This is a genomic window from Streptomyces sp. NPDC048461, assembly GCF_055587105.1.
Genome location: NZ_JBVJGW010000007.1, coordinates 1 through 18,192, shown reverse-complemented (window position 1 = coordinate 18,192; position 18,192 = coordinate 1). Strand labels below are relative to the sequence as shown.

At 71.1% G+C, this 18,192-nt stretch carries 17 protein-coding genes and 2 tRNA genes; 12 read left to right on the top strand and 7 right to left on the bottom strand.

All coding sequences use genetic code 11. From position 1 onward, the window contains the following. Window positions 1–111: 111 nt before the first annotated feature. Together ACZ6S8_RS14300 and ACZ6S8_RS14295 are read right to left on the bottom strand one after the other, a co-directional pair. Window positions 112–1,524, bottom strand: coding sequence for an amino acid permease (locus ACZ6S8_RS14300; RefSeq protein WP_469455502.1), 1,413 nt, complete (start codon window positions 1,522–1,524; stop codon window positions 112–114). Between the two features lie 144 nt (window positions 1,525–1,668). Next, window positions 1,669–3,051, bottom strand: a complete 1,383-nt coding sequence (locus tag ACZ6S8_RS14295) for an amino acid permease (protein ID WP_469455500.1) — start codon at window positions 3,049–3,051, stop codon at window positions 1,669–1,671. A gap of 230 nt (window positions 3,052–3,281) precedes the next feature. Here ACZ6S8_RS14295 and ACZ6S8_RS14290 point away from each other — a divergent pair, with 230 nt between their 5' ends. After that, window positions 3,282–3,875: a biotin transporter BioY gene (locus tag ACZ6S8_RS14290; protein ID WP_469455498.1), complete on the top strand. Its 594-nt coding sequence runs from the start codon at window positions 3,282–3,284 to the stop codon at window positions 3,873–3,875. A 94-nt stretch (window positions 3,876–3,969) separates the two neighbouring features. Here ACZ6S8_RS14290 and ACZ6S8_RS14285 read toward each other — a convergent pair whose 3' ends face one another. After that, a complete protein-coding gene (locus tag ACZ6S8_RS14285; RefSeq protein ID WP_469455496.1) occupies window positions 3,970–5,409 on the bottom strand; it encodes an amino acid permease in 1,440 nt (479 codons plus the stop codon). Window positions 5,410–5,628: 219 nt separating this feature from the next. On the opposite strand from ACZ6S8_RS14285, the gene ACZ6S8_RS14280 reads away from it, so the two are divergent. Next, window positions 5,629–6,114, top strand: coding sequence for a ribose-5-phosphate isomerase (locus ACZ6S8_RS14280; RefSeq protein WP_267718602.1), 486 nt, complete (start codon window positions 5,629–5,631; stop codon window positions 6,112–6,114). Between the two features lie 130 nt (window positions 6,115–6,244). Continuing rightward, complete coding sequence (locus tag ACZ6S8_RS14275) at window positions 6,245–7,051, top strand: Fpg/Nei family DNA glycosylase (RefSeq protein ID WP_469455493.1); 807 nt, start codon at window positions 6,245–6,247, stop codon at window positions 7,049–7,051. Between the two features lie 28 nt (window positions 7,052–7,079). On the opposite strand, the gene ACZ6S8_RS14270 is transcribed toward ACZ6S8_RS14275, so the two are convergent. After that, on the bottom strand, window positions 7,080–8,315 hold the full coding sequence (locus ACZ6S8_RS14270) for a GNAT family N-acetyltransferase (RefSeq protein WP_469455491.1): 1,236 nt from the start codon (window positions 8,313–8,315) through the stop codon (window positions 7,080–7,082). A gap of 129 nt (window positions 8,316–8,444) precedes the next feature. Between ACZ6S8_RS14270 and ACZ6S8_RS14265 the strand changes: the two genes are divergently transcribed. The 4 genes from ACZ6S8_RS14265 to ACZ6S8_RS14250 all read left to right on the top strand — a co-directional run bounded on the left by ACZ6S8_RS14265 (window position 8,445) and on the right by ACZ6S8_RS14250 (window position 12,126). Beyond that, on the top strand, window positions 8,445–9,587 hold the full coding sequence (locus tag ACZ6S8_RS14265; RefSeq protein WP_469455489.1) for a SpoIIE family protein phosphatase: 1,143 nt from the start codon (window positions 8,445–8,447) through the stop codon (window positions 9,585–9,587). Window positions 9,588–9,917: 330 nt separating this feature from the next. Continuing rightward, a complete protein-coding gene (locus tag ACZ6S8_RS14260) occupies window positions 9,918–11,315 on the top strand; it encodes a pyridoxal phosphate-dependent decarboxylase family protein (RefSeq protein WP_469455487.1) in 1,398 nt (465 codons plus the stop codon). Then, window positions 11,312–11,767, top strand: a complete 456-nt coding sequence (locus ACZ6S8_RS14255; RefSeq protein WP_469455485.1) for an HD domain-containing protein — start codon at window positions 11,312–11,314, stop codon at window positions 11,765–11,767. The genes ACZ6S8_RS14260 and ACZ6S8_RS14255 overlap by 4 nt, the downstream gene beginning before the upstream one ends. A gap of 164 nt (window positions 11,768–11,931) precedes the next feature. Next, window positions 11,932–12,126 (top strand): hypothetical protein, encoded by a 195-nt coding sequence (locus ACZ6S8_RS14250; RefSeq protein ID WP_150519620.1) that lies wholly within the window; start codon window positions 11,932–11,934, stop codon window positions 12,124–12,126. A 38-nt stretch (window positions 12,127–12,164) separates the two neighbouring features. On the opposite strand, the gene ACZ6S8_RS14245 is transcribed toward ACZ6S8_RS14250, so the two are convergent. From ACZ6S8_RS14245 to ACZ6S8_RS14235, 3 genes are all read right to left on the bottom strand, one after another. Further along, entirely contained in the window at window positions 12,165–12,617 is a 453-nt protein-coding gene (locus ACZ6S8_RS14245; protein WP_469455483.1) for a hypothetical protein, read from the bottom strand. 44 nt (window positions 12,618–12,661) lie between these two features. Further along, window positions 12,662–12,910 (bottom strand): hypothetical protein, encoded by a 249-nt coding sequence (locus tag ACZ6S8_RS14240; protein WP_469455481.1) that lies wholly within the window; start codon window positions 12,908–12,910, stop codon window positions 12,662–12,664. Window positions 12,911–13,064: 154 nt separating this feature from the next. Next, a tRNA-Gly gene (locus ACZ6S8_RS14235) sits at window positions 13,065–13,135 on the bottom strand. A 166-nt stretch (window positions 13,136–13,301) separates the two neighbouring features. Between ACZ6S8_RS14235 and ACZ6S8_RS14230 the strand changes: the two genes are divergently transcribed. From ACZ6S8_RS14230 to clpX, 5 genes are all read left to right on the top strand, one after another. Next, a tRNA-Pro gene (locus tag ACZ6S8_RS14230) sits at window positions 13,302–13,378 on the top strand. Between the two features lie 186 nt (window positions 13,379–13,564). Continuing rightward, window positions 13,565–14,962, top strand: a complete 1,398-nt coding sequence (gene tig, locus ACZ6S8_RS14225; RefSeq protein ID WP_469455479.1) for a trigger factor — start codon at window positions 13,565–13,567, stop codon at window positions 14,960–14,962. Window positions 14,963–15,237: 275 nt separating this feature from the next. Beyond that, entirely contained in the window at window positions 15,238–15,855 is a 618-nt protein-coding gene (locus ACZ6S8_RS14220) for an ATP-dependent Clp protease proteolytic subunit (protein ID WP_053674923.1), read from the top strand. 56 nt (window positions 15,856–15,911) lie between these two features. Next, window positions 15,912–16,583: an ATP-dependent Clp protease proteolytic subunit gene (locus ACZ6S8_RS14215; protein ID WP_269287547.1), complete on the top strand. Its 672-nt coding sequence runs from the start codon at window positions 15,912–15,914 to the stop codon at window positions 16,581–16,583. Between the two features lie 153 nt (window positions 16,584–16,736). Continuing rightward, window positions 16,737–18,023, top strand: a complete 1,287-nt coding sequence (gene clpX, locus ACZ6S8_RS14210; protein ID WP_351597473.1) for an ATP-dependent Clp protease ATP-binding subunit ClpX — start codon at window positions 16,737–16,739, stop codon at window positions 18,021–18,023. The last annotated feature ends 169 nt before the right edge of the window (window positions 18,024–18,192 follow it).

Sequence of the window (18,192 nt, the reverse complement as noted above, 5' to 3'; positions counted from 1 at the left end):
GGTTACCTCTCCTGTCACGTCCTCCGGAACGCCGGAGGCCGGGCCCGTGCGATCGCACGGGCCCGGCCTCCGACCTGCCGTCCGGCGGGGGTGTCGCGCCGGACGGAAGCCCTATCCCGCCGTGCGGACGGCCGCCCGGCGCTGCAGGATCCGGCCGGTCGCCGCGAGGGCGACGGCCAGTCCGCCGGTGAAGAGGACCTGCACCCGGGTGTCCGCGTTCAGGGCCATCAGGACCAGGACCCCGGCCACCCCGGCGAGCGCCACCCACGTCAGGTAGGGGAAGCCCCACATCCGCACGACCAGCTTCCCGGGGGCCTCGCGCTCCAGCCGGCGGCGCAGCACGAGCTGGGAGACGGCGATGAAGCCCCAGACGACGAGGATGACCCCGCCGACCATGTTCAGCAGCCAGGCGAACAGGGTGTCCGGGTACCAGTAGGAGAGGAGCACGGTGACGAAGCCGAAGCCGGAGGAGGCGAGCACCGCGCGGCGCGGCACCCGGCCGGTGACCTTGCCGAGGGCCTTCGGGCCCTGGCCGCGGGAGACGAGGGAGTAGGCCATGCGGGAGGAACCGTAGATGTTCGCGTTCATCGCGGACAGCAGCGCGATCAGGATGACCACGTTCATGATCTCGCCGGCCGCGGGGATGCCCAGGTGGTCCAGGGTGGCCGCGTACGGTCCGTCCTGCGTGACGGCCGGGTCGTTCCACGGCAGCAGGGTCACGATGACCAGCATCGAACCGACGTAGACGATGGCGATCCGCCACATCGTGGTCCGCACGGCCCGGGCGACGCCCTGGACCGGGTTCTCGGACTCGGCCGCCGCGATGGTCACGGTCTCCAGGCCGCCGTACGCGACGACCGAGGCGAGCAGGCCGACCAGCAGGCCGTCCACGCCGCCCGGCATGAAGCCGCCGTCGTGGAGGAGGTTGGCGGTGCCGGGGGAGTCCGTGCCGGGCAGGACGCCCAGGACGGCGAGCACGCCCAGGCCCAGGAAGAGGGCGATCGCCCCGATCTTCAGGGCGGCGAACCAGAACTCGAACTCGCCGAAGTTCGAGACGGCGGCCAGGTTGGACCCGCAGAACACGGCCATGAAGACCAGCACCCACATCCACGAGGGGGTGCCCGGGAACCAGCCCGTCATGATGTGCGCCGCGCCGATGGCCTCGATGGCCACGCCGACGCACAGCAGCGTCCAGAACATCCACCCCGCGGTGAACCCGGCCCAGGGGCCGATCGCCCGCTCCGCGTGCACCGAGAAGGAGCCGGAGGCGGGATCGGCGGCGGACATCTCGCCGAGCATCCGCATCACGAACATCACGAGCACGCCGGACGCGGCGTACGCCAGCACGATCGAGGGGCCGGCGGCCGCGATGCCGGCGCCGGAGCCGACGAAGAGGCCGGCGCCGATGACGCCGCCGAGGGCGATCATCGAAAGGTGGCGCTGCTTCAGTCCGTTGCCGAGGGGGGAGCCGGCGTCGGCCTGCGGCGCCTGCTGCTCGGGGTGCGTGATCGTGCGCTGACTCATGCGCCCAGTGTGCCGATCGTCCGATAATCGGACGTTGCATGTCCAGCATGCGGACATGCGTTTCACGGGGCGTGATCCTCCTCGTACGACGCGCGGGTGCCCGGGACCCGAAGGTCCCGGGCACCCGCGGCGCGTGTCGGGGCGTCAGGCGGCCCGGCGCTCGCGGATCTCCCGCACCCACGCCACCAGCAGGACGAGGGCGGCGGCCCCCGTCGACCACAGCAGCTGCGGCCGGGCCGAGTCGTCGAACAGCATCAGCACCAGCACCGCCGCCATGCCGGCCAGCGCGGCCCACGTGAGGTACGGGAACAGCCACATCGGCAGCGTGAGCCGCTCCGGCATGTCCCGCTCGATGACGCGGCGCAGCTTCAGCTGCGAGACCGCGATCAGCGCCCACACGAACAGCAGCACCGCGCCGACCGCGTTGAGCATGTAGAGGAAGATCGTGTCCGGCCACAGCAGGTTCAGCACCACCGACACGAAGCCGAAGGCCACCGAGGCGAAGACCGCCCGGCGCGGCACCCCGCCGCCCGAGACCTTCAGCAGCGACGCCGGCGCCTCGCCCCGCTCGGCCAGTGAGAACACCATGCGCGAGGACCCGTACAGGTTCGCGTTCAGCGCCGACAGCAGGGCCACGAACACCACGATGTTCATGATCTGGCCGGCCGCCGGGATGCCGATGGAGTCCAGCGCGGCGACGTACGGGCTCTCGCCGGGCTCCAGCGAGTCCCACGGCAGCAGGGTCACGATGACCAGCATCGAGCCGACGTAGAAGAAGAGGATGCGCCACACCGCGCTGCGCACCGCGCGGGCCACGGAGCGGGCCGGGTCCTGCGATTCGGCGGCGGCGATCGTGACGACCTCCAGGCCGCCGAAGGCGAAGACGACGGCGAGCATGCCGGCGACCACCCCGCCCATGCCCGCGGGGAAGAACCCGCCCTGGCCGGTCAGGTTCGCCATGCCGACCGGGTCGGTGTCGGGGAGCAGCCCGAAGATCGCCAGGGTGCCCAGGATCAGGAAGAGCACGATCGCGCCGACCTTGAGGGCGGCGAACCAGAACTCGAACTCGCCGAAGTTCTTCACGGCGGCCAGGTTGCTCACGGTGAAGACCACCATGAAGATCAGCACCCAGACCCACTGGTCCACCGCCGGCAGCCAGCCGTTCGCGATCTTCGCGGCGCCGGTCGCCTCTACGGCCAGCACCACGACCAGCAGGAACCAGTAGAGCCAGCCCGCCGAGAAGCCGGCCCAGCGGCCCAGTGCCTTCTCCGCGTACACGGAGAAGGAGCCCGAGGCGGGCATGGCGGCGGACATCTCGCCGAGCGCGCGCATCACCAGCATCGCGAGGACGCCCGCGAGCAGGTAGGAGCAGATGATCGCCGGACCGGCGATCCCGATGCCCGCGCCGGAGCCGACGAACAGGCCGGCGCCGATGACGCCGCCGAGGCCCAGCATGGTCAGGTGGCGCTGCTTGAGACCGTGGCTCAAGGGTTCCGCTGGGAGGTCCGACAAGGGTGCTTGTGACATTCCGACAGTGTCTCCGAGTCTGGAGCGGCGACGCAAAACGGACCTCACGTACTAATCGCAGGGGTGATCCGCATCACTTCGGACGCTCGGGTTACCTGTTGGTAGAGGATTTTTGTGAACACCCCACCACTGCGGGGATCATCGCTTTGTGCCGGGCGACGGTGGGGCCCGGCGGGGGGCGGGGTTAGCGTCACGGTGTCCCGGTCGAACCCCTCACCCTCGGAGCCACGATGAGCACCGCTTCCGCCTCGCCCGCCGTCTTCCGGCCCGGCACCGTCCTCGCCGACCTGCTGCCCGCGAGCCGCGTCCGCGACATCGCGCTCGTCGTCGGCGGAGCCGCGCTCACCGGGCTCGCCGCGCAGATCGCCGTACCGGTTCCCGGCTCCCCGGTCCCCGTCACCGGGCAGACCTTCGCGGCGCTGCTCGTGGGCACCGCCTTCGGCGCCCGCCGCGGCTTCCTCGCGCTCGCCCTGTACGCCCTCGTCGGCGCGGCCGGGGTGCCGTGGTTCGCGAACGGCACCTCCGGGGCCGGCGGGGCCTCCTTCGGCTACGTGCTCGGCATGCTGCTGGCGGCCACCGTCGTCGGCGCCCTCGCGCGGCACGGCGCGGACCGCTCGGTCCTGCGCACCGCGGGCACCATGGTGCTCGGCTCGGCCGTGATCTACGCGGTCGGCGTGCCCTACCTGATGGCCGCGACCGGGATGTCCCTGACCGCGGCCGTCGCGGCGGGCCTGACCCCGTTCCTGATCGGCGACGCGCTCAAGGCCGCGCTGGCGATGGGCGCCCTGCCCGCCGCCTGGAAGCTGGTGGGCCGCCGCGGCTGAGCGGCCCGTCCCCCTGTACGTCAGCCCCGGACCGCGAGCGCGGTCCGGGGCTGACGCATGTCCGGGGCGGCCGCGGGGAGGGCGGCCGGGCCGGTCAGACCGAGGCGCGCTCGGCGGCCTTGCGGCGCATGTCGCGGACCACACCGACGGCCAGCACCACGGCCGCGACCAGCAGCGACAGCAGGACGACCTGGCGGTTGGCGTCGTCGAAGAGCATGTAGCCCAGGACGAAGACGATCATCGCGGCGGTGGCGTAGGTCAGGTACGGGAAGAGCCACATCTTGACGGTCAGCTTCTCCGGCGCCTCGCGGACCAGGATCTTGCGCATCCGCAGCTGCGTCAGGCAGATCACCAGCCACACGAAGAGGGCGACCGCGCCCGAGGAGTTCAGCAGGAAGTTGAAGACCGTGTCCTTGAAGGCGTAGTTGAAGTAGACGGCGACGAAGCCGAACACGACGGAGCCCAGGATCGCGGCGACGGGCACGCCCCGCTTGTTGACCTTCGCGAACGCCTTCGGGGCGTCACCGCGCTCGCCCAGCGAGAACGCCATGCGGGAGGCGGTGTAGAGGCCCGAGTTCAGGCAGGACAGCACGGCCGTCAGGACGATCACGTTCATGATCTGCCCCGCGTGGGCGATGCCGATGGAGTCGAGGGCGGCGACGTACGAGCCCTTCTCCAGGATCGACGCGTCGTTCCACGGCAGCAGGGTGATGACGACGAAGATCGAGCCCAGGTAGAAGACGCCGATGCGCCAGATCACCGAGTTGGTGGCCTTGGTGACCGCGCGGCGCGGGTCCTCGGACTCGCCGGCGGCCAGGGTGACGATCTCGCTGCCCATGAAGGAGAAGACGACCATCAGTACACCGGTGAGGATCGCGCCCCAGCCGTTGGGCATGAACCCGCCGGCGTCGGTGAGGTGGGCGAAGCCCGCGCCCGGGTTGTCCGAGCCCGGCAGGACGCCGAAGACGGCCAGCAGGCCGACGATCACGAAGCCGCCGATGGCGACGACCTTGATGCCCGCGAACCAGAACTCGAACTCGCCGTACGAGGCGACCGAGCCCAGGTTGGTGACGGTCAGCACCGCCATCACGATCAGCGCCCAGGCCCACTGCGGGACGGCCGGGATCCAGCTTTCGAGGATCACCGCTCCGGCGGTGGCCTCCACGGCCAGCACCACGACCCAGAAGAACCAGTACAGCCAGCCGATGGAGAAGCCGGCCCAGCGGCCGAGCGCCCGGTCTGCGTAGGCGGAGAAGGAGCCCGAGTTCGGGCTGGCGGCGGCCATCTCGCCCAGCATCCGCATCACGAAGACCACCATCGCGCCGACCAGCGCGTAGGAGATCAGGATGGCGGGGCCGGCCTTGGCGATGCCGCCGCTGGAGCCGACGAAGAGTCCGGCGCCGATGACACCACCGATGGCGATCATGGACAGGTGGCGGTTCTTGAGACCGGCCTTCAGACCGTCTGTCGGCTTGGCGTCACCGGGTTCACCGGGGGAGTCGCCTGCCTTCTGAAGGGTCGTCGTGGAGCTCATGGACGGTTCCTTAGGTTCTCGGGTTGCGAGCCCCGGCATTCAAACCTGAGATGAACGCAGGACGGAAGACCTCAATCCGGATCGTTGCGTGGGGACGAACGTCCAGGACCTCGGTCCTGCCGTGTCCCATCTGCGTTCTTTGGGTTTACTTGAGCTTTAGAAGTGATTTACGCGACACCCGCTGCCTGGCGCCGGGCCCGCTCGTGCCACACTCGTCCCATGCGCGTGTACCTCGGATCCGACCATGCCGGCTTTGAGCTCAAGAACCACCTGGTGGACTGGCTCAAGAACAACGGCCACGAGCCCGTCGACTGCGGGCCCCACATCTACGACGCGGTGGACGACTACCCGCCGTTCTGCCTGCGCGCCGCGGAGAAGACCGCCGCCGACGCGGACGGCCTCGGCATCGTGATCGGCGGCTCCGGCAACGGCGAGCAGATCGCCGCGAACAAGGTCAAGGGTGTCCGCGCCGTCCTGGCGTGGAGCGTCGAGACCGCCAAGCTCGGCCGCGAGCACAACAACGCCAACGTGATCTCCGTCGGCGGCCGGATGCACACCCAGGACGAGGCCGTCAGCTTCATCGAGGCCTTCCTGGCGACCCCGTACTCGGGCGAGGAGCGCCACACCCGGCGCATCGAGATGCTCACCGCCTACGAGCAGACCGGCGAACTCCCCCCGATCCCGGCCCACCACCCCCAGGGCTGATCCCGCTCTCCGGCCGTGCCGCCCCCGGGGGCGGCACGGCCGTTGTCATGCCGTCCCGCATCCCCCGCCGTCCCGCGTCTCCATGCCGTCCCGCGATCCGCGCGACGTACCGCGTCCGAGGAGCCCAGCCGTGCCCGAGGGGCATACGATCCACCGCCTCGCCCAGGACCACACCGAGCGGTTCGCCGCCCGGCCCGTCCGGGTCAGCAGCCCCCAGGGGCGGTTCGCACAGAGCGCCGCCCTGCTCGACGGGCGGGTGCTGGACGGCGCCGAGGCGCACGGCAAGCACCTCTTCCTGGAGCTGGGCGACGCCTGGGTACACATCCACCTCGGCCTCTTCGGCAAGCTCGGCTTCGGCCCCGCCCCGGCACCGCCCGCGACCGACACGGTCCGGCTGCGCCTGTTCAACGACGAGCACTACGCCGACCTGCGCGGCCCGACCGCCTGCGCGCTGATCGGCGAGGGTGAGAAGAAGGACATACACGACCGGCTCGGCCCCGACCCGCTGCGGCCGGCCGACGACCCCGACCGGGCCTGGACCCGGATCTCACGCTCCCGCAGCACCGTCGCCGCCCTGCTGATGGACCAGAAGGTCGTCGCGGGCGTCGGCAACGTCTACCGCGCCGAGGTCCTCTTCCGGCACGGCATCGACCCGTACCGCCAGGGCCGGGACCTGCGGCGGACCGAGTGGGACGCGCTGTGGGCCGACCTCGTCGTGCTGATGCGCGAAGGCGTGCGGAACAACCGGATCGACACCGTCCGGGACGAGCACCTGCCCGAGGCCATGGGGCGCCCGCCGAGGGTCGACGACCACGGCGGCGAGGTGTACGTCTACCGCAGGGCCAACCTGCCCTGCCACGTCTGCGGCGGCGAGATCCGCACCGCCGACCTCGCCGCCCGCAACCTCTTCTGGTGCCCCTCCTGCCAGTCCCGCTAGGGATCGGGGCGGGTGCCCGCCGCGCGGCTCAGAACCCGTGCGGGAGCCAGGGGGCCACGTCACCCGCGAACGCGCGGGACGCCTCCGCCAGCGCGCCCGGCCGCAGCTCGCGCACCCGGCCCGCCGCCCCGAGCGAGGCGAGCGTGATGCCGCCCAGGTACGCCGAACCCAGCTCCCGGACCGACAGCGCCAGCTCCGCCGGATCCTCGGACCGGGCGCACCGCGCACCGCCCTTCGCGTCGGCGGTCAGCCGCCACCGTCCGGCGTTCCAGGGACAGAAGGAGTCCTCCACCTCCAGCACCACGTCCAGCGGAGCCCCGTACGTCCGGGCCTCCAGCGCCGCCGCCAGGTCCACCGGCCGCAGGTGCAGGGAGTCGCGGAAGCGCGGCCGTGACCGGCGGACGTCGCTGACCAGGTGGAGCAGCGGATCGTCCACCGGCCGCCGGTTCGCCCGCACCGACCAGGTCAGGTCGATCCCGAAGAGGTAGCGCCACAGCGCCGCGTACGCCGCCGGATCCAGCGCGTCCAGGTCGCCGACGTCCACCCGCCCCTGGGACCCCGACAGGTCCCACTCGGGGGTGACCCGGTAGCGGGCGTACCCGGCCACCGCGCCGTCCGGCCCCTCGGCCACCACGCACTTCAGCGGAGACCCGCCGGCGCGCATCGCGGGGGCGTCCAGCAGCGCCTGCCGCTCCCAGCCCGGCTGCCGGGCGGGCATCCCGGGCCGCCCCGGGACCAGCGCCGCGTACACCCGCTCGCAGGCGGCGAGCGCCTCCTCGGGGTCGACCAGGCGCAGCCGCACCGCGTCCGTGCCCGGCGGCACGACCATGTCGACCCGGCTGGTGTCGATGTCCACGGCGAGGGAGTACGCCGCGGTGCCGTAGCCGAACCGTCCGTAGATCGCCGGATCCGACGCCGTCAGCACGGCGAGCGGCTCGCCGGCCGCCCGTACGTCGTCCAGCTGGCGCCGCATCAGGGAGGTGAGCACCCCGCGCCGGCGATGGGTGGGGGAGACGCCCACCATCGTGACCCCGGCCGCCGGCACGAGCGTGCCGCCGGGAACCGAGAGGCGGAAGGTGAAGGCGCCCGCCGAACCCACGCACGTTCCGCCGTCCCAGACGCCGAGCGAACGTTCCGCCTCCGTCAGCGACGCGTAGAGCTTCCGCTCCTGCGGGGACTCCGGCACACCACCGAACGCCAGTTCCAGCTGGTCGTACCAGACATCCCACTCATCGGACTGCAATACACGCATCTCAAGGGTCATGTGCCCATCCCTATCAGGGCATTCCGTCGCAGTCGACGGCTTTTCGGGCGCCCGGGAAGCGCAGGCCGGAGCTCAGGTCCGGGGGTACCCCTGCGCATCCACAGCCGGGATGGATAGGGTCCCGATGCAATGGCCGGAGCACATGTCGAGACCCTCACGGCCCGGATGCGCATGCTGTGGCACCGGGCACGCACCGCACTGCGCAAATCCGCCGTCGACTACTTCCGCGGCGACGCCTCCGACTGGCTGGCGTTCGGCGGTCTCCTCCTCACCATTCCCGCGATCGCGTGCGGCACGCTCATGCTCCCCGTCTGGTTCTCGCCCGCCGCGCTCGTGCTGCCGATCGTCGCGGGCGGCCTGCTGCTGCGGCCCGCCAGCCTGCTCGCCCTGTACGCCGCCTCCGCGGCCGCGCTGATCGTCGAGGCCCTCGTCCTCGGCCCCTACACCCAGGGCCCGGCGCGGGTCACCCCCGGCACCGTGCTGGTCGTCGCGGCCTGCGGGTTCTTCGGGCTCGTCATCGCCCAGTTCCGCAGCCGCGTCGGCGTGCCCTGGAGACGCGGCGGCACCATGCTCTTCGACCTGCGCGAACGCATCCGGGTCCAGAGCAAGCTGCCCGCCCTGCCGCGCGGCTGGCACCGCGAGATGGCCCTGCGCCCGGCCGGCGGCCAGTCCTTCTCCGGCGACTTCGTCGTCGCGGCCCGCACCAACGGCGGCCGGACCCTGGAGATCGTCCTGACCGACGTCTCCGGCAAGGGCATGGAGGCGGGCTCCCGCGCCCTGCTCCTGTCCGGCGCCTTCGGCGGACTCCTGGGCGCGCTGCCACCGCACGGCTTCCTGCCCGCCGCCAACGGCTACCTGCTCCGGCAGGACTGGGACGAGGGCTTCGCCACCTCCATCCACCTGGTCCTGGACCTGGAGACCGGCGACTACGAACTCCTCTCCGCCGGCCACCTCCCCGCCCTCCAGCTCTCGGCGGGCACCGGCCGCTGGCAGGAGAAGACCGGCGAGGGCCCCCTGCTCGGCGTCTACGACGGCGCCGAGTTCACCCCGGCCCGCGGCAACCTGCGGCGCGGCGACGTGCTGATGCTCTTCACCGACGGGCTCGTCGAGACCTCCGACCGCGAGATCAGCGAGGGCATCGACCGCCTCACCGGCGAGGCCGACCGCTACGTCGCCGGCGGCTGGGACGGCGCCGCCTGGCACCTGATCGAGAAGGTCGCCAAGGACGTCAACGACGACCGAGCCCTCCTCCTCATCCGCCGCTCCACCTGACCCACCCCACGCCCCCGCCCGCCACCTCCTGCGACCACACCACCCCACCGGCCCGGCGACGGCGCAGCCCACCCGCCGACTGCCGCGACCACGCGGCTCCACCGGCCGGGCGGCTACTGCGGGCGTCGCCTGTCGGGCCGGTCCCCTGGCCGTCGGGCTCCCGGCGGGGTGCTTCCCCGGCCGACCGGGCGGGTGCCCCCGCCGCCGGGGGCGGTCGGCGGACGCCGGGCCGGGCGGCGGCCGCCCCGGGGCCGCCCCGGCCGGCCGGCGCGGGCCACTCGCCGCGGATTGGCCCGTCCCCGCCGGCCGGCGGGGCCCTAGCGTGCCCCCATGGACCGTACGCTCGCCGCCGATCTCGCCCGGCTCCCCGACCTCCTCGACGCCACCCGCCGCGCCGCCACCGCCACGCTGGAGACCCTGGACGCGCGCCCCGTCGTACCGGCGGCCGACGCCCCCGCGGCCCCGCACCGCCCCGAGCCCCTTCCCGGGCACGGCACCGGCGCGGCCGCCGCCCTCGCCGCCTTCCAGGACCGCTGGGCGCCGCGCCTGTCGGCCTCGGCCGGCCCCCGCTACCTCGGCTTCGTCACCGGCGGGGCCACCCCCGCCGCCCTCGCCGGGGACTGGCTCACCGCCGCCCACGACCAGAACTCCAACTCCGCCCTCGACGGCGGGGGTCAGGACCTCGAACGCGAGACCGTCGGCTGGCTCCGCCACCTGTTCGGCCTCTCCGCCGCCCACACCGGCACGTTCGTCAGCGGCGCCACCATGTCGAACACCGCCGGCCTGGCGATCGCCCGCGAATGGCTGGGCGAGCGCGCGGGCGTCTCCCCGGCCGAGGACGGGGTGGCCGCCCTCGGCGCCGTCCGCGTCCTCTCCGCCGCCCCGCACTCCTCCATCGCCAAGGCCCTCTCGGTCCTCGGCCTGGGCCGCAACTCCCTCGTACGCGTCCCCACGCTGCCCGACCGCGAGGCCGTCGACCCGGCCGCCCTCGACCGGGCCCTCGCCGACACCCCCGGCCCGGCCGTGGTCGTCGCCAACGCGGGCACCGTCAACACGGTGGACTTCGACGACCTCCCGGCCGTCGCCGCCCTCAAGGCCCGGCACGACTTCTGGCTGCACACCGACGCGGCCTTCGGGGCCTTCGCCGCCCTCTCCCCGGCCCACGCCCACCTCGCCGCCGGCCTCGACGCCTCCGACTCCCTCTGCGTCGACCTCCACAAGTGGCTGAACGTCCCCTACGACAGCGCCGTCCAGTTCACCCGCAGACAGGACCTCCAGGCCCGTGTCTTCCAGAACTCCGCCGCCTACCTCGGCCCCCTCGGCGACCACCCCGACCTGGTCCACCTCACCCCGGAGAACTCCCACCGGCTGCGCGCCCTCGCCGCCTGGTTCACGCTCCGCGCGTACGGCCGCGAGGGCCACCGGGAGATCGTCGAGCGCGACATCGCCTGCGCCCGCGTCCTCGGCGAGCGCCTGACCGCCGACCCGGCCTTCCGCCTCCTCGCCCCGGTCCGCCTCAACGTGGTCTGCTTCACCCTCGCCGAGGACCCCACCCCCGCCCGGCTCGCGGCGCTCCGGGAGGCCGCCTCGGCGGAGGTCTTCGTCACCCCCACCCACTACGCGGGAACCCCGGCCCTGCGCGCGGCGTTCTCCAACTGGCGTACCACGCAGGCGGACGCGCACCGGGCCGCCGAGGCACTCCGTACGGCAGCAAGGGAGACCGCATGACGCAGCAGCCCCTCACCCTCATCGAGGTCGAGGCCCTGGCCCGCGCCGCGCACGAGGGCCAGACCGACAAGTCGGGCCGGCCCTACGCCGAGCACCTCGCGGCCGTGGCCGAGGGCGTCCGGCTGCGCGGCGGCACTCCGGAACAGCAGGCGGCGGCCTGGCTCCACGACGCGATCGAGGACGAGGCCCTCAGCCTGACCTGGTTGGACGCGGCCGCCCTGCCGCAGCCGGTGAAGGAGATGGTCCTCGCGGTCACCAAGCGCCCCGGCGAACCGCTGGAGACGTACACGGCCCGCATCCTGGCGACCCCGGGCGCCCTCCTGGTCAAGGAGTCGGACCTCGCGCACAACACCGACCCCGTACGGCTCTCCGAACTGGACGCCCCCACCCGCGAGCGACTGACCGCGAAGTACGCCCACGTCCGCGCCCTCCTCGGCCTCACGGCCCCGTAACGACCGCTCCGTGCCCGAAATGTGCGTAACGCGCGCACGGTTGACGGAAACGGAACGGTGGTGATTCCCCACGGGACGGATAGCCGGGGCCTGTTGGTGGGAGGATGGTGCATGGGGGCGTGCGCCCCGGGCCGACCAGGGGACGACCGAAGGTGTGATCAGTAGTGGCCATTTCGCTGTCAGTGGTGGTTCTGTTGGCGGTCATCCTGGTGGTGCTGATCCGCGGCAACCACATCAAGGCGGGCCCCGCCATCGTCGCGGCCCTCTTCGGCTTCTTCCTGGCGTCCAGCTCGATCGCGGACGACGTGAACCGCTTCCTCAACTCCCTCGCGACGATGATCGCGAACATCAAGCTCTGACCGCCCGCCTCCGGGCGCAAGGAAGGGCCGGGCCGAGGTCAAACCCCTCGGCCCGGCCCTTCCACATCCGGATCGCCGCCGGCTGACCGCTCCTCCAGCCGGCCCGTCACGTGGCGCAGCCGGCTCGGGAGACCGCCGGGAACGCCCCCCGGCGCCGCGGTCCCGAACCGCGTCCCCGACTTCTTCGCTGCCACGTTCAGGGCGTGGCCCTCGCGCCGAAGGCGCCGCTCGTAGTCCGCGACCTGACGCGCCACGGGCACGCTGGTGGGGGTTCGGATCAGCCGCTCGTTCTCACGATCCACCAGGAAGGGCCCGTTGCCTCCGGGCCGAGGTCGCTGCCCACCCGGTCCATCGCCGACCGCTCCCCAGTAGAAGAGCCATCCGAACGCGAGCTGCTCCACCTGAAGGATCCCCAGCTCGTACTCGACGGACTCCCGCGCCTGCGCGATTTCGGCGAGCACCAGCCTGCGGGCGTCCCCCTCGGTCAGCATCGCTCGGCGATCCCTACGGCCCGGCGGTGAGTCATCAGCCCGCGTCAGCCCTCGACTTCGGGACCCGCAGCCGCAGCCGGAGCCGGCGGTGCGACCTCCTGCCAGTCCGTGACCGGCTTGGTGCGGAACATGCCCCGGTAGACCACGCGGGTCAGTACGACGGCGCCCTCGCCGTACTCGTGCAGTTCCCCGAAGGCCTCTTCCGCGGACTCGTAGACGAACTTCCGCCCCTTGGCGTTGCGGATGATCCATTCCCTGTCGCTGCTGACGGCGAGTGCCATGTCTGCGCTCATGCGGTTCCCCCCTGGACGATGCGCGCTGATCGTACTTCGAGGCACACGCGCGGCGAGGGGGCACGCAGGGGGCACGCGGAGCTGATCGAAGCCCCGGGAACGGCGAAGGGCCAGGTTGAGGAGACGTCCTCTGACCTGGCCCTTTTCGCTTCAGAGCGGGTGACGGGAATCGAACCCGCGTAGCTAGTTTGGAAGACTAGTGCTCTACCATTGAGCTACACCCGCAACGCGCGCCCACAGGTCCGGAGACCGTGGCACGGACAGCATCCTAGCGGGTCGCGCCGGGCAAACGCACACCGCATTGCGCGGCCCGAGCGGCGCGCGCCGCGGGAGCGTGCGCAAGACCGTGCATCGGAGGGTCTCCGGGCATGTACCCTACGTGTCGCACCGACGGGGTGTGGCGCAGCTTGGTAGCGCGTCCGCTTTGGGAGCGGAAGGTCGTCGGTTCGAATCCGGCCACCCCGACCACCGGCAGCGTCTCCTCAGATCCACAGAGGGCCGCCACAAGATCGCGTTGTGGGCTGATTGCCGCTTGCGGTTACTATGCAAGCTGCGTGCCCGTGTGTCTGATGTACCGGGCCGAAGTCCGCCGGAACCGCTGAATCACAGCGCGAAGGCAGAACCCCCAGCAGTCAGCCACAAGGAGACCGAACCGTGAAGAGCGCCGTGGAGACCCTGAACCCGACTCGGGTTCGGCTCACTGTTGAGGTGCCCTTCGAGGAGCTCAAGGACAGCCTCGACGCGGCGTACAAGAAGATCAACCAGCAGGTCACGGTGAAGGGCTTCCGCAAGGGCAAGATCCCCGCCCGCGTCATCGACCAGCGCTTCGGCCGCGGTGCGGTGCTGGAGGAGGCCGTCAACGACGCCCTCCCGAAGTTCTACACCGAGGCGGTCAACGAGGCCGACCTGAACCCGCTGGGCCAGCCCGAGGTCGACATCACGGAGCTGAAGGACGGCGAACTGCTGGCCTTCACCGCCGAGGTCGACGTCCGCCCCGAGATCGAGATTCCGGACTACTCCGGCATCGAGGTCGAGGTCGACGCCGTCGAGGTCTCCGACGAGGACATCGAGAAGGCCGTCGAGCAGCTCCGCGGCCGCTTCGCGTCCACCAAGGATGTCGAGCGCGCGGCCGAGGACGGCGACGTCGTCACCCTCGACCTCGAGGCCAAGGTCGACGGCGAGGTGCTGGAGGACGGCGTCGCGTCCGACGTGTCCTACACCATCGGCTCGGGCGAGCTCCTCGAGGGCATCGACGAGGCCGTCAAGGGTCTGGAGGCCGGTGGCGAGGCCACCTTCACCTCCCAGCTGAAGGGCGGCTCCGCCGAGGGCAAGGACGCCGAGGTCACCGTCAAGGTCACGAAGGTCTCCGCCCGCGAGCTGCCGGAGCTGGACGACGAGTTCGCGCAGATGGCGAGCGAGTTCGACACCCTCGAGGACCTCAAGGCCGACAGCCGCAAGCGCCTCGAGGACCAGAAGCAGTTCGACCAGGCCACGCAGGCCCAGGAGCGCGTCCTGGAGAAGCTGCTGGAGCTCGTCGAGGTCCCGATCCCCGAGAAGCTCCTCGCGGACGAGGTCCAGACCCGCAAGCACAACCTCGAGCACCACCAGCTCGGCCAGATGGGTCTGACCATCGAGAAGTACCTGGAGTTCCAGGGCAAGACGGTCGAGGAGTTCGACGCCGAGACCTCCGAGCAGGCCGTCAAGGGCATCAAGACCCAGTTCGTCCTCGACGCGCTGGTCAACAAGGAGAAGCTGGGCGTCAACCAGGAGGAGCTCACCGAGCACCTCATGCGGCGTGCGCAGTCCTCCGGCATGTCCCCCGACCAGTTCGCCCAGGCCGTCGTCGAAGGCGGCCAGGTTCCGATGCTGGTCGGCGAGGTCGCGCGCGGCAAGGCCCTCGCGGTCGTCGTCGAGGCCGCCAAGGTCGTCGACACGAAGGGCGAGGTCGTCGACCTGTCCGACGAAGAGGACGAGGACGGCGCCGAGACGGTCGCCGAGGTCGAGACGGCCGCCGCCGACGCCGACGAGGACAAGGCCGAAGAGGCCAAGTAACACCCCGGGCGCAGCCCGCTGAGCAGTGCCTCGAAGGGCCCGGACGCCGTCGCGTCCGGGCCCTTCTGCACCGCCTCCGGGAGGCCCGCGCACCTTGCGCTCCGAGCGAACAGTTCGGGAAGCGGGATGGCGTTGTCCCACCTGCGCGTTAGGGTCCATGAATACGAGGGCACGGGAGTACCCGGAGCCGGCGGACTTGTCCGCACCGGTCGGGCCGCGCCCGAGAACGAGACGCTGAGACGGCACATGGCCGTCGGAGACGAGCAGGTGGATACGTGACGAATCTGAAGCCTTACGCCGCGGGTGAGCCGTCCATCGGCGGCGGCCTCGGCGACCATGTCTACAACCGGCTGCTCGGCGAGCGCATCATCTTCCTCGGCCAGCAGGTCGACGACGACATCGCGAACAAGATCACGGCGCAGCTCCTCCTCCTGGCCGCCGAGCCGGAGAAGGACATCTTCCTGTACATCAACAGCCCCGGCGGCTCCGTGACGGCCGGCATGGCGGTCTACGACACCATGCAGTACATCCCGAACGACGTCGTCACCATCGGTATGGGCATGGCGGCCTCCATGGGCCAGTTCCTGCTCACCGGCGGCGCCAAGGGCAAGCGGTTCGCCCTGCCGAACACCGACATCCTGATGCACCAGGGCTCCGCCGGCATCGGGGGCACCGCGTCGGACATCAAGATCCAGGCCCAGTACCTGCTGCGCACCAAGCAGCGCATGGCCGAGATCACCGCGTTCCACTCGGGCCAGACTGTCGAGGCGATCATCCGCGACGGTGACCGCGACCGTTGGTTCACCTCCGAGGAGGCCAAGGAGTACGGCCTCATCGACGAGATCATCTCGGCCGCGTCCAACGTTCCGGGCGGCGGCGGCACCGGGGCCTGATCCCCGGCACCACTCGTCCGTACCCGGCAGCCGACAGCCCGCAGAACGCCACCAGGATGGTGAACACCTCGATGTACATGAACAACCTCTCTCCCGCGAGCGGCCTCCACACCGGCCCGCAGGTGGACAACCGCTACGTCATCCCGCGCTTCGTCGAGCGCACCTCGCAGGGCGTGCGCGAGTACGACCCGTACGCGAAGCTCTTCGAGGAGCGCGTGATCTTCCTCGGCGTGCAGATCGACGACGCCTCCGCCAACGACGTCATGGCGCAGCTGCTGTGCCTGGAGTCGATGGACCCGGACCGCGACATCTCGATCTACATCAACAGCCCCGGCGGCTCCTTCACCGCGCTGACGGCGATCTACGACACGATGCAGTTCGTGAAGCCGGACATCCAGACGGTCTGCATGGGCCAGGCGGCCTCCGCCGCCGCGGTCCTGCTCGCCGCCGGCACCCCCGGCAAGCGCATGGCCCTGCCGAACGCCCGCGTACTGATCCACCAGCCCTCGGGCGGCACCGGTCGCGAGCAGCTCTCCGACCTGGAGATCGCGGCCAACGAGATCCTGCGCATGCGCGACCAGCTGGAGACCATGCTGGCCAAGCACTCGACGACGCCGATCGAGAAGATCCGCGACGACATCGAGCGCGACAAGATCCTCACGGCCGAGGGCGCGCTGGAGTACGGGCTGATCGACCAGATCATCTCCACCCGCAAGAGCTCGGCCTGATCCTTGCCGCCAGTTGGCGTGGGCGCGTCGCCGCATTCGGCGATGTGAACCACGTCAAGGGGGCCCCGCACGGGGCCCCCGGCAAGGTACCGTCGGATATGAGGCACCAGGAGCGCTGAACCAGGCGTCTCCCAGGCGAAGGGGAAGCACCTCGTGGCACGCATCGGTGACGGCGGCGACCTGCTCAAGTGCTCGTTCTGCGGAAAGAGCCAGAAGCAGGTGAAGAAGCTCATCGCAGGACCCGGTGTGTACATCTGCGACGAGTGCATCGACCTCTGCAACGAGATCATCGAAGAAGAGCTCGCGGAGACCTCGGAGGTCCGGTGGGAGGAACTCCCCAAGCCCCGTGAGATCTACGAGTTCCTGGAGAGCTACGTCGTCGGCCAGGAGCCGGCGAAGAAGGCGCTCTCCGTAGCGGTCTACAACCACTACAAGCGGGTCCAGGCCGGCGAGAACGGCGGCGCGCAGGGCCGGGACGACGCGATCGAGCTCGCGAAGTCCAACATCCTGCTGCTGGGTCCGACCGGTTCGGGCAAGACCCTGCTGGCCCAGACGCTCGCGCGCATGCTGAACGTCCCGTTCGCCATCGCCGACGCGACGGCGCTGACGGAGGCCGGATACGTCGGCGAGGACGTCGAGAACATCCTGCTCAAGCTGATCCAGGCGGCCGACTACGACGTCAAGAAGGCCGAGACCGGGATCATCTACATCGACGAGATCGACAAGGTCGCCCGCAAGAGCGAGAACCCGTCGATCACCCGCGACGTGAGCGGCGAGGGCGTCCAGCAGGCCCTGCTGAAGATCCTGGAGGGCACGACCGCCTCCGTCCCGCCGCAGGGCGGCCGGAAGCACCCGCACCAGGAGTTCATCCAGATCGACACCACGAACGTGCTCTTCATCGTGGGCGGCGCGTTCTCCGGTCTGGAGAAGATCATCGAGTCGCGTGCCGGAGCCAAGGGCATCGGGTTCGGGGCGACGATCCGCTCGAAGCGCGAGATCGAGGCCAGCGACCAGTTCCACGAGGTCATGCCGGAGGACCTGGTGAAGTTCGGGATGATCCCCGAGTTCATCGGCCGTCTCCCCGTCCTGACCTCCGTTCACAACCTGGACCGCGAGGCCCTGCTCCAGATCCTGATCGAGCCGCGCAACGCGCTGGTGAAGCAGTACCAGCGCCTGTTCGAACTCGACGGCGTGGAGCTGGACTTCGAGCGCGAGGCGCTGGAGGCCATCGCGGACCAGGCGATCCTGCGCCAGACCGGCGCGCGCGGCCTGCGCGCCATCATGGAAGAGGTCCTGATGTCGGTGATGTACGAGGTCCCGTCCCGCAAGGACGTGGCCCGCGTGGTCATCACCTCGGACGTCGTCCGCTCCAACGTCAACCCGACGCTGGTCCCGCGGATCGTCCCGAAGGACCAGGGCCCGCACGAGAAGTCGGCCTAGCCGCACGGCAGTAGCGCCGGTAGCGGCGGCAACCGCAGTACGCGAGAGGGGCGCCCCCCGCCGGGGGGGCCCCGCACGCCGTTCGCCCGGGGAGAACGTGTCGCGGGGGGGGTTTTTGATCTTTGGCGGGGGGTGAGCGGTCTGCTCCCGCGTGTTGCCCCCCCAGGCC

Coding starts and splice junctions, on each gene's coding strand:
- ACZ6S8_RS14300 (WP_469455502.1), bottom strand. CDS start 1,524: ATGAGTCAGCGCACGATCACGCACCCCGAGCAGCAGGCGCCGCAGGCC.
- ACZ6S8_RS14295 (WP_469455500.1), bottom strand. CDS start 3,051: ATGTCACAAGCACCCTTGTCGGACCTCCCAGCGGAACCCTTGAGCCAC.
- ACZ6S8_RS14290 (WP_469455498.1), top strand. CDS start 3,282: ATGAGCACCGCTTCCGCCTCGCCCGCCGTCTTCCGGCCCGGCACCGTC.
- ACZ6S8_RS14285 (WP_469455496.1), bottom strand. CDS start 5,409: ATGAGCTCCACGACGACCCTTCAGAAGGCAGGCGACTCCCCCGGTGAA.
- ACZ6S8_RS14280 (WP_267718602.1), top strand. CDS start 5,629: ATGCGCGTGTACCTCGGATCCGACCATGCCGGCTTTGAGCTCAAGAAC.
- ACZ6S8_RS14270 (WP_469455491.1), bottom strand. CDS start 8,315: ATGACCCTTGAGATGCGTGTATTGCAGTCCGATGAGTGGGATGTCTGG.
- ACZ6S8_RS14265 (WP_469455489.1), top strand. CDS start 8,445: ATGGCCGGAGCACATGTCGAGACCCTCACGGCCCGGATGCGCATGCTG.
- ACZ6S8_RS14260 (WP_469455487.1), top strand. CDS start 9,918: ATGGACCGTACGCTCGCCGCCGATCTCGCCCGGCTCCCCGACCTCCTC.
- ACZ6S8_RS14255 (WP_469455485.1), top strand. CDS start 11,312: ATGACGCAGCAGCCCCTCACCCTCATCGAGGTCGAGGCCCTGGCCCGC.
- ACZ6S8_RS14245 (WP_469455483.1), bottom strand. CDS start 12,617: ATGCTGACCGAGGGGGACGCCCGCAGGCTGGTGCTCGCCGAAATCGCG.
- ACZ6S8_RS14240 (WP_469455481.1), bottom strand. CDS start 12,910: ATGAGCGCAGACATGGCACTCGCCGTCAGCAGCGACAGGGAATGGATC.
- ACZ6S8_RS14215 (WP_269287547.1), top strand. CDS start 15,912: ATGGTGAACACCTCGATGTACATGAACAACCTCTCTCCCGCGAGCGGC.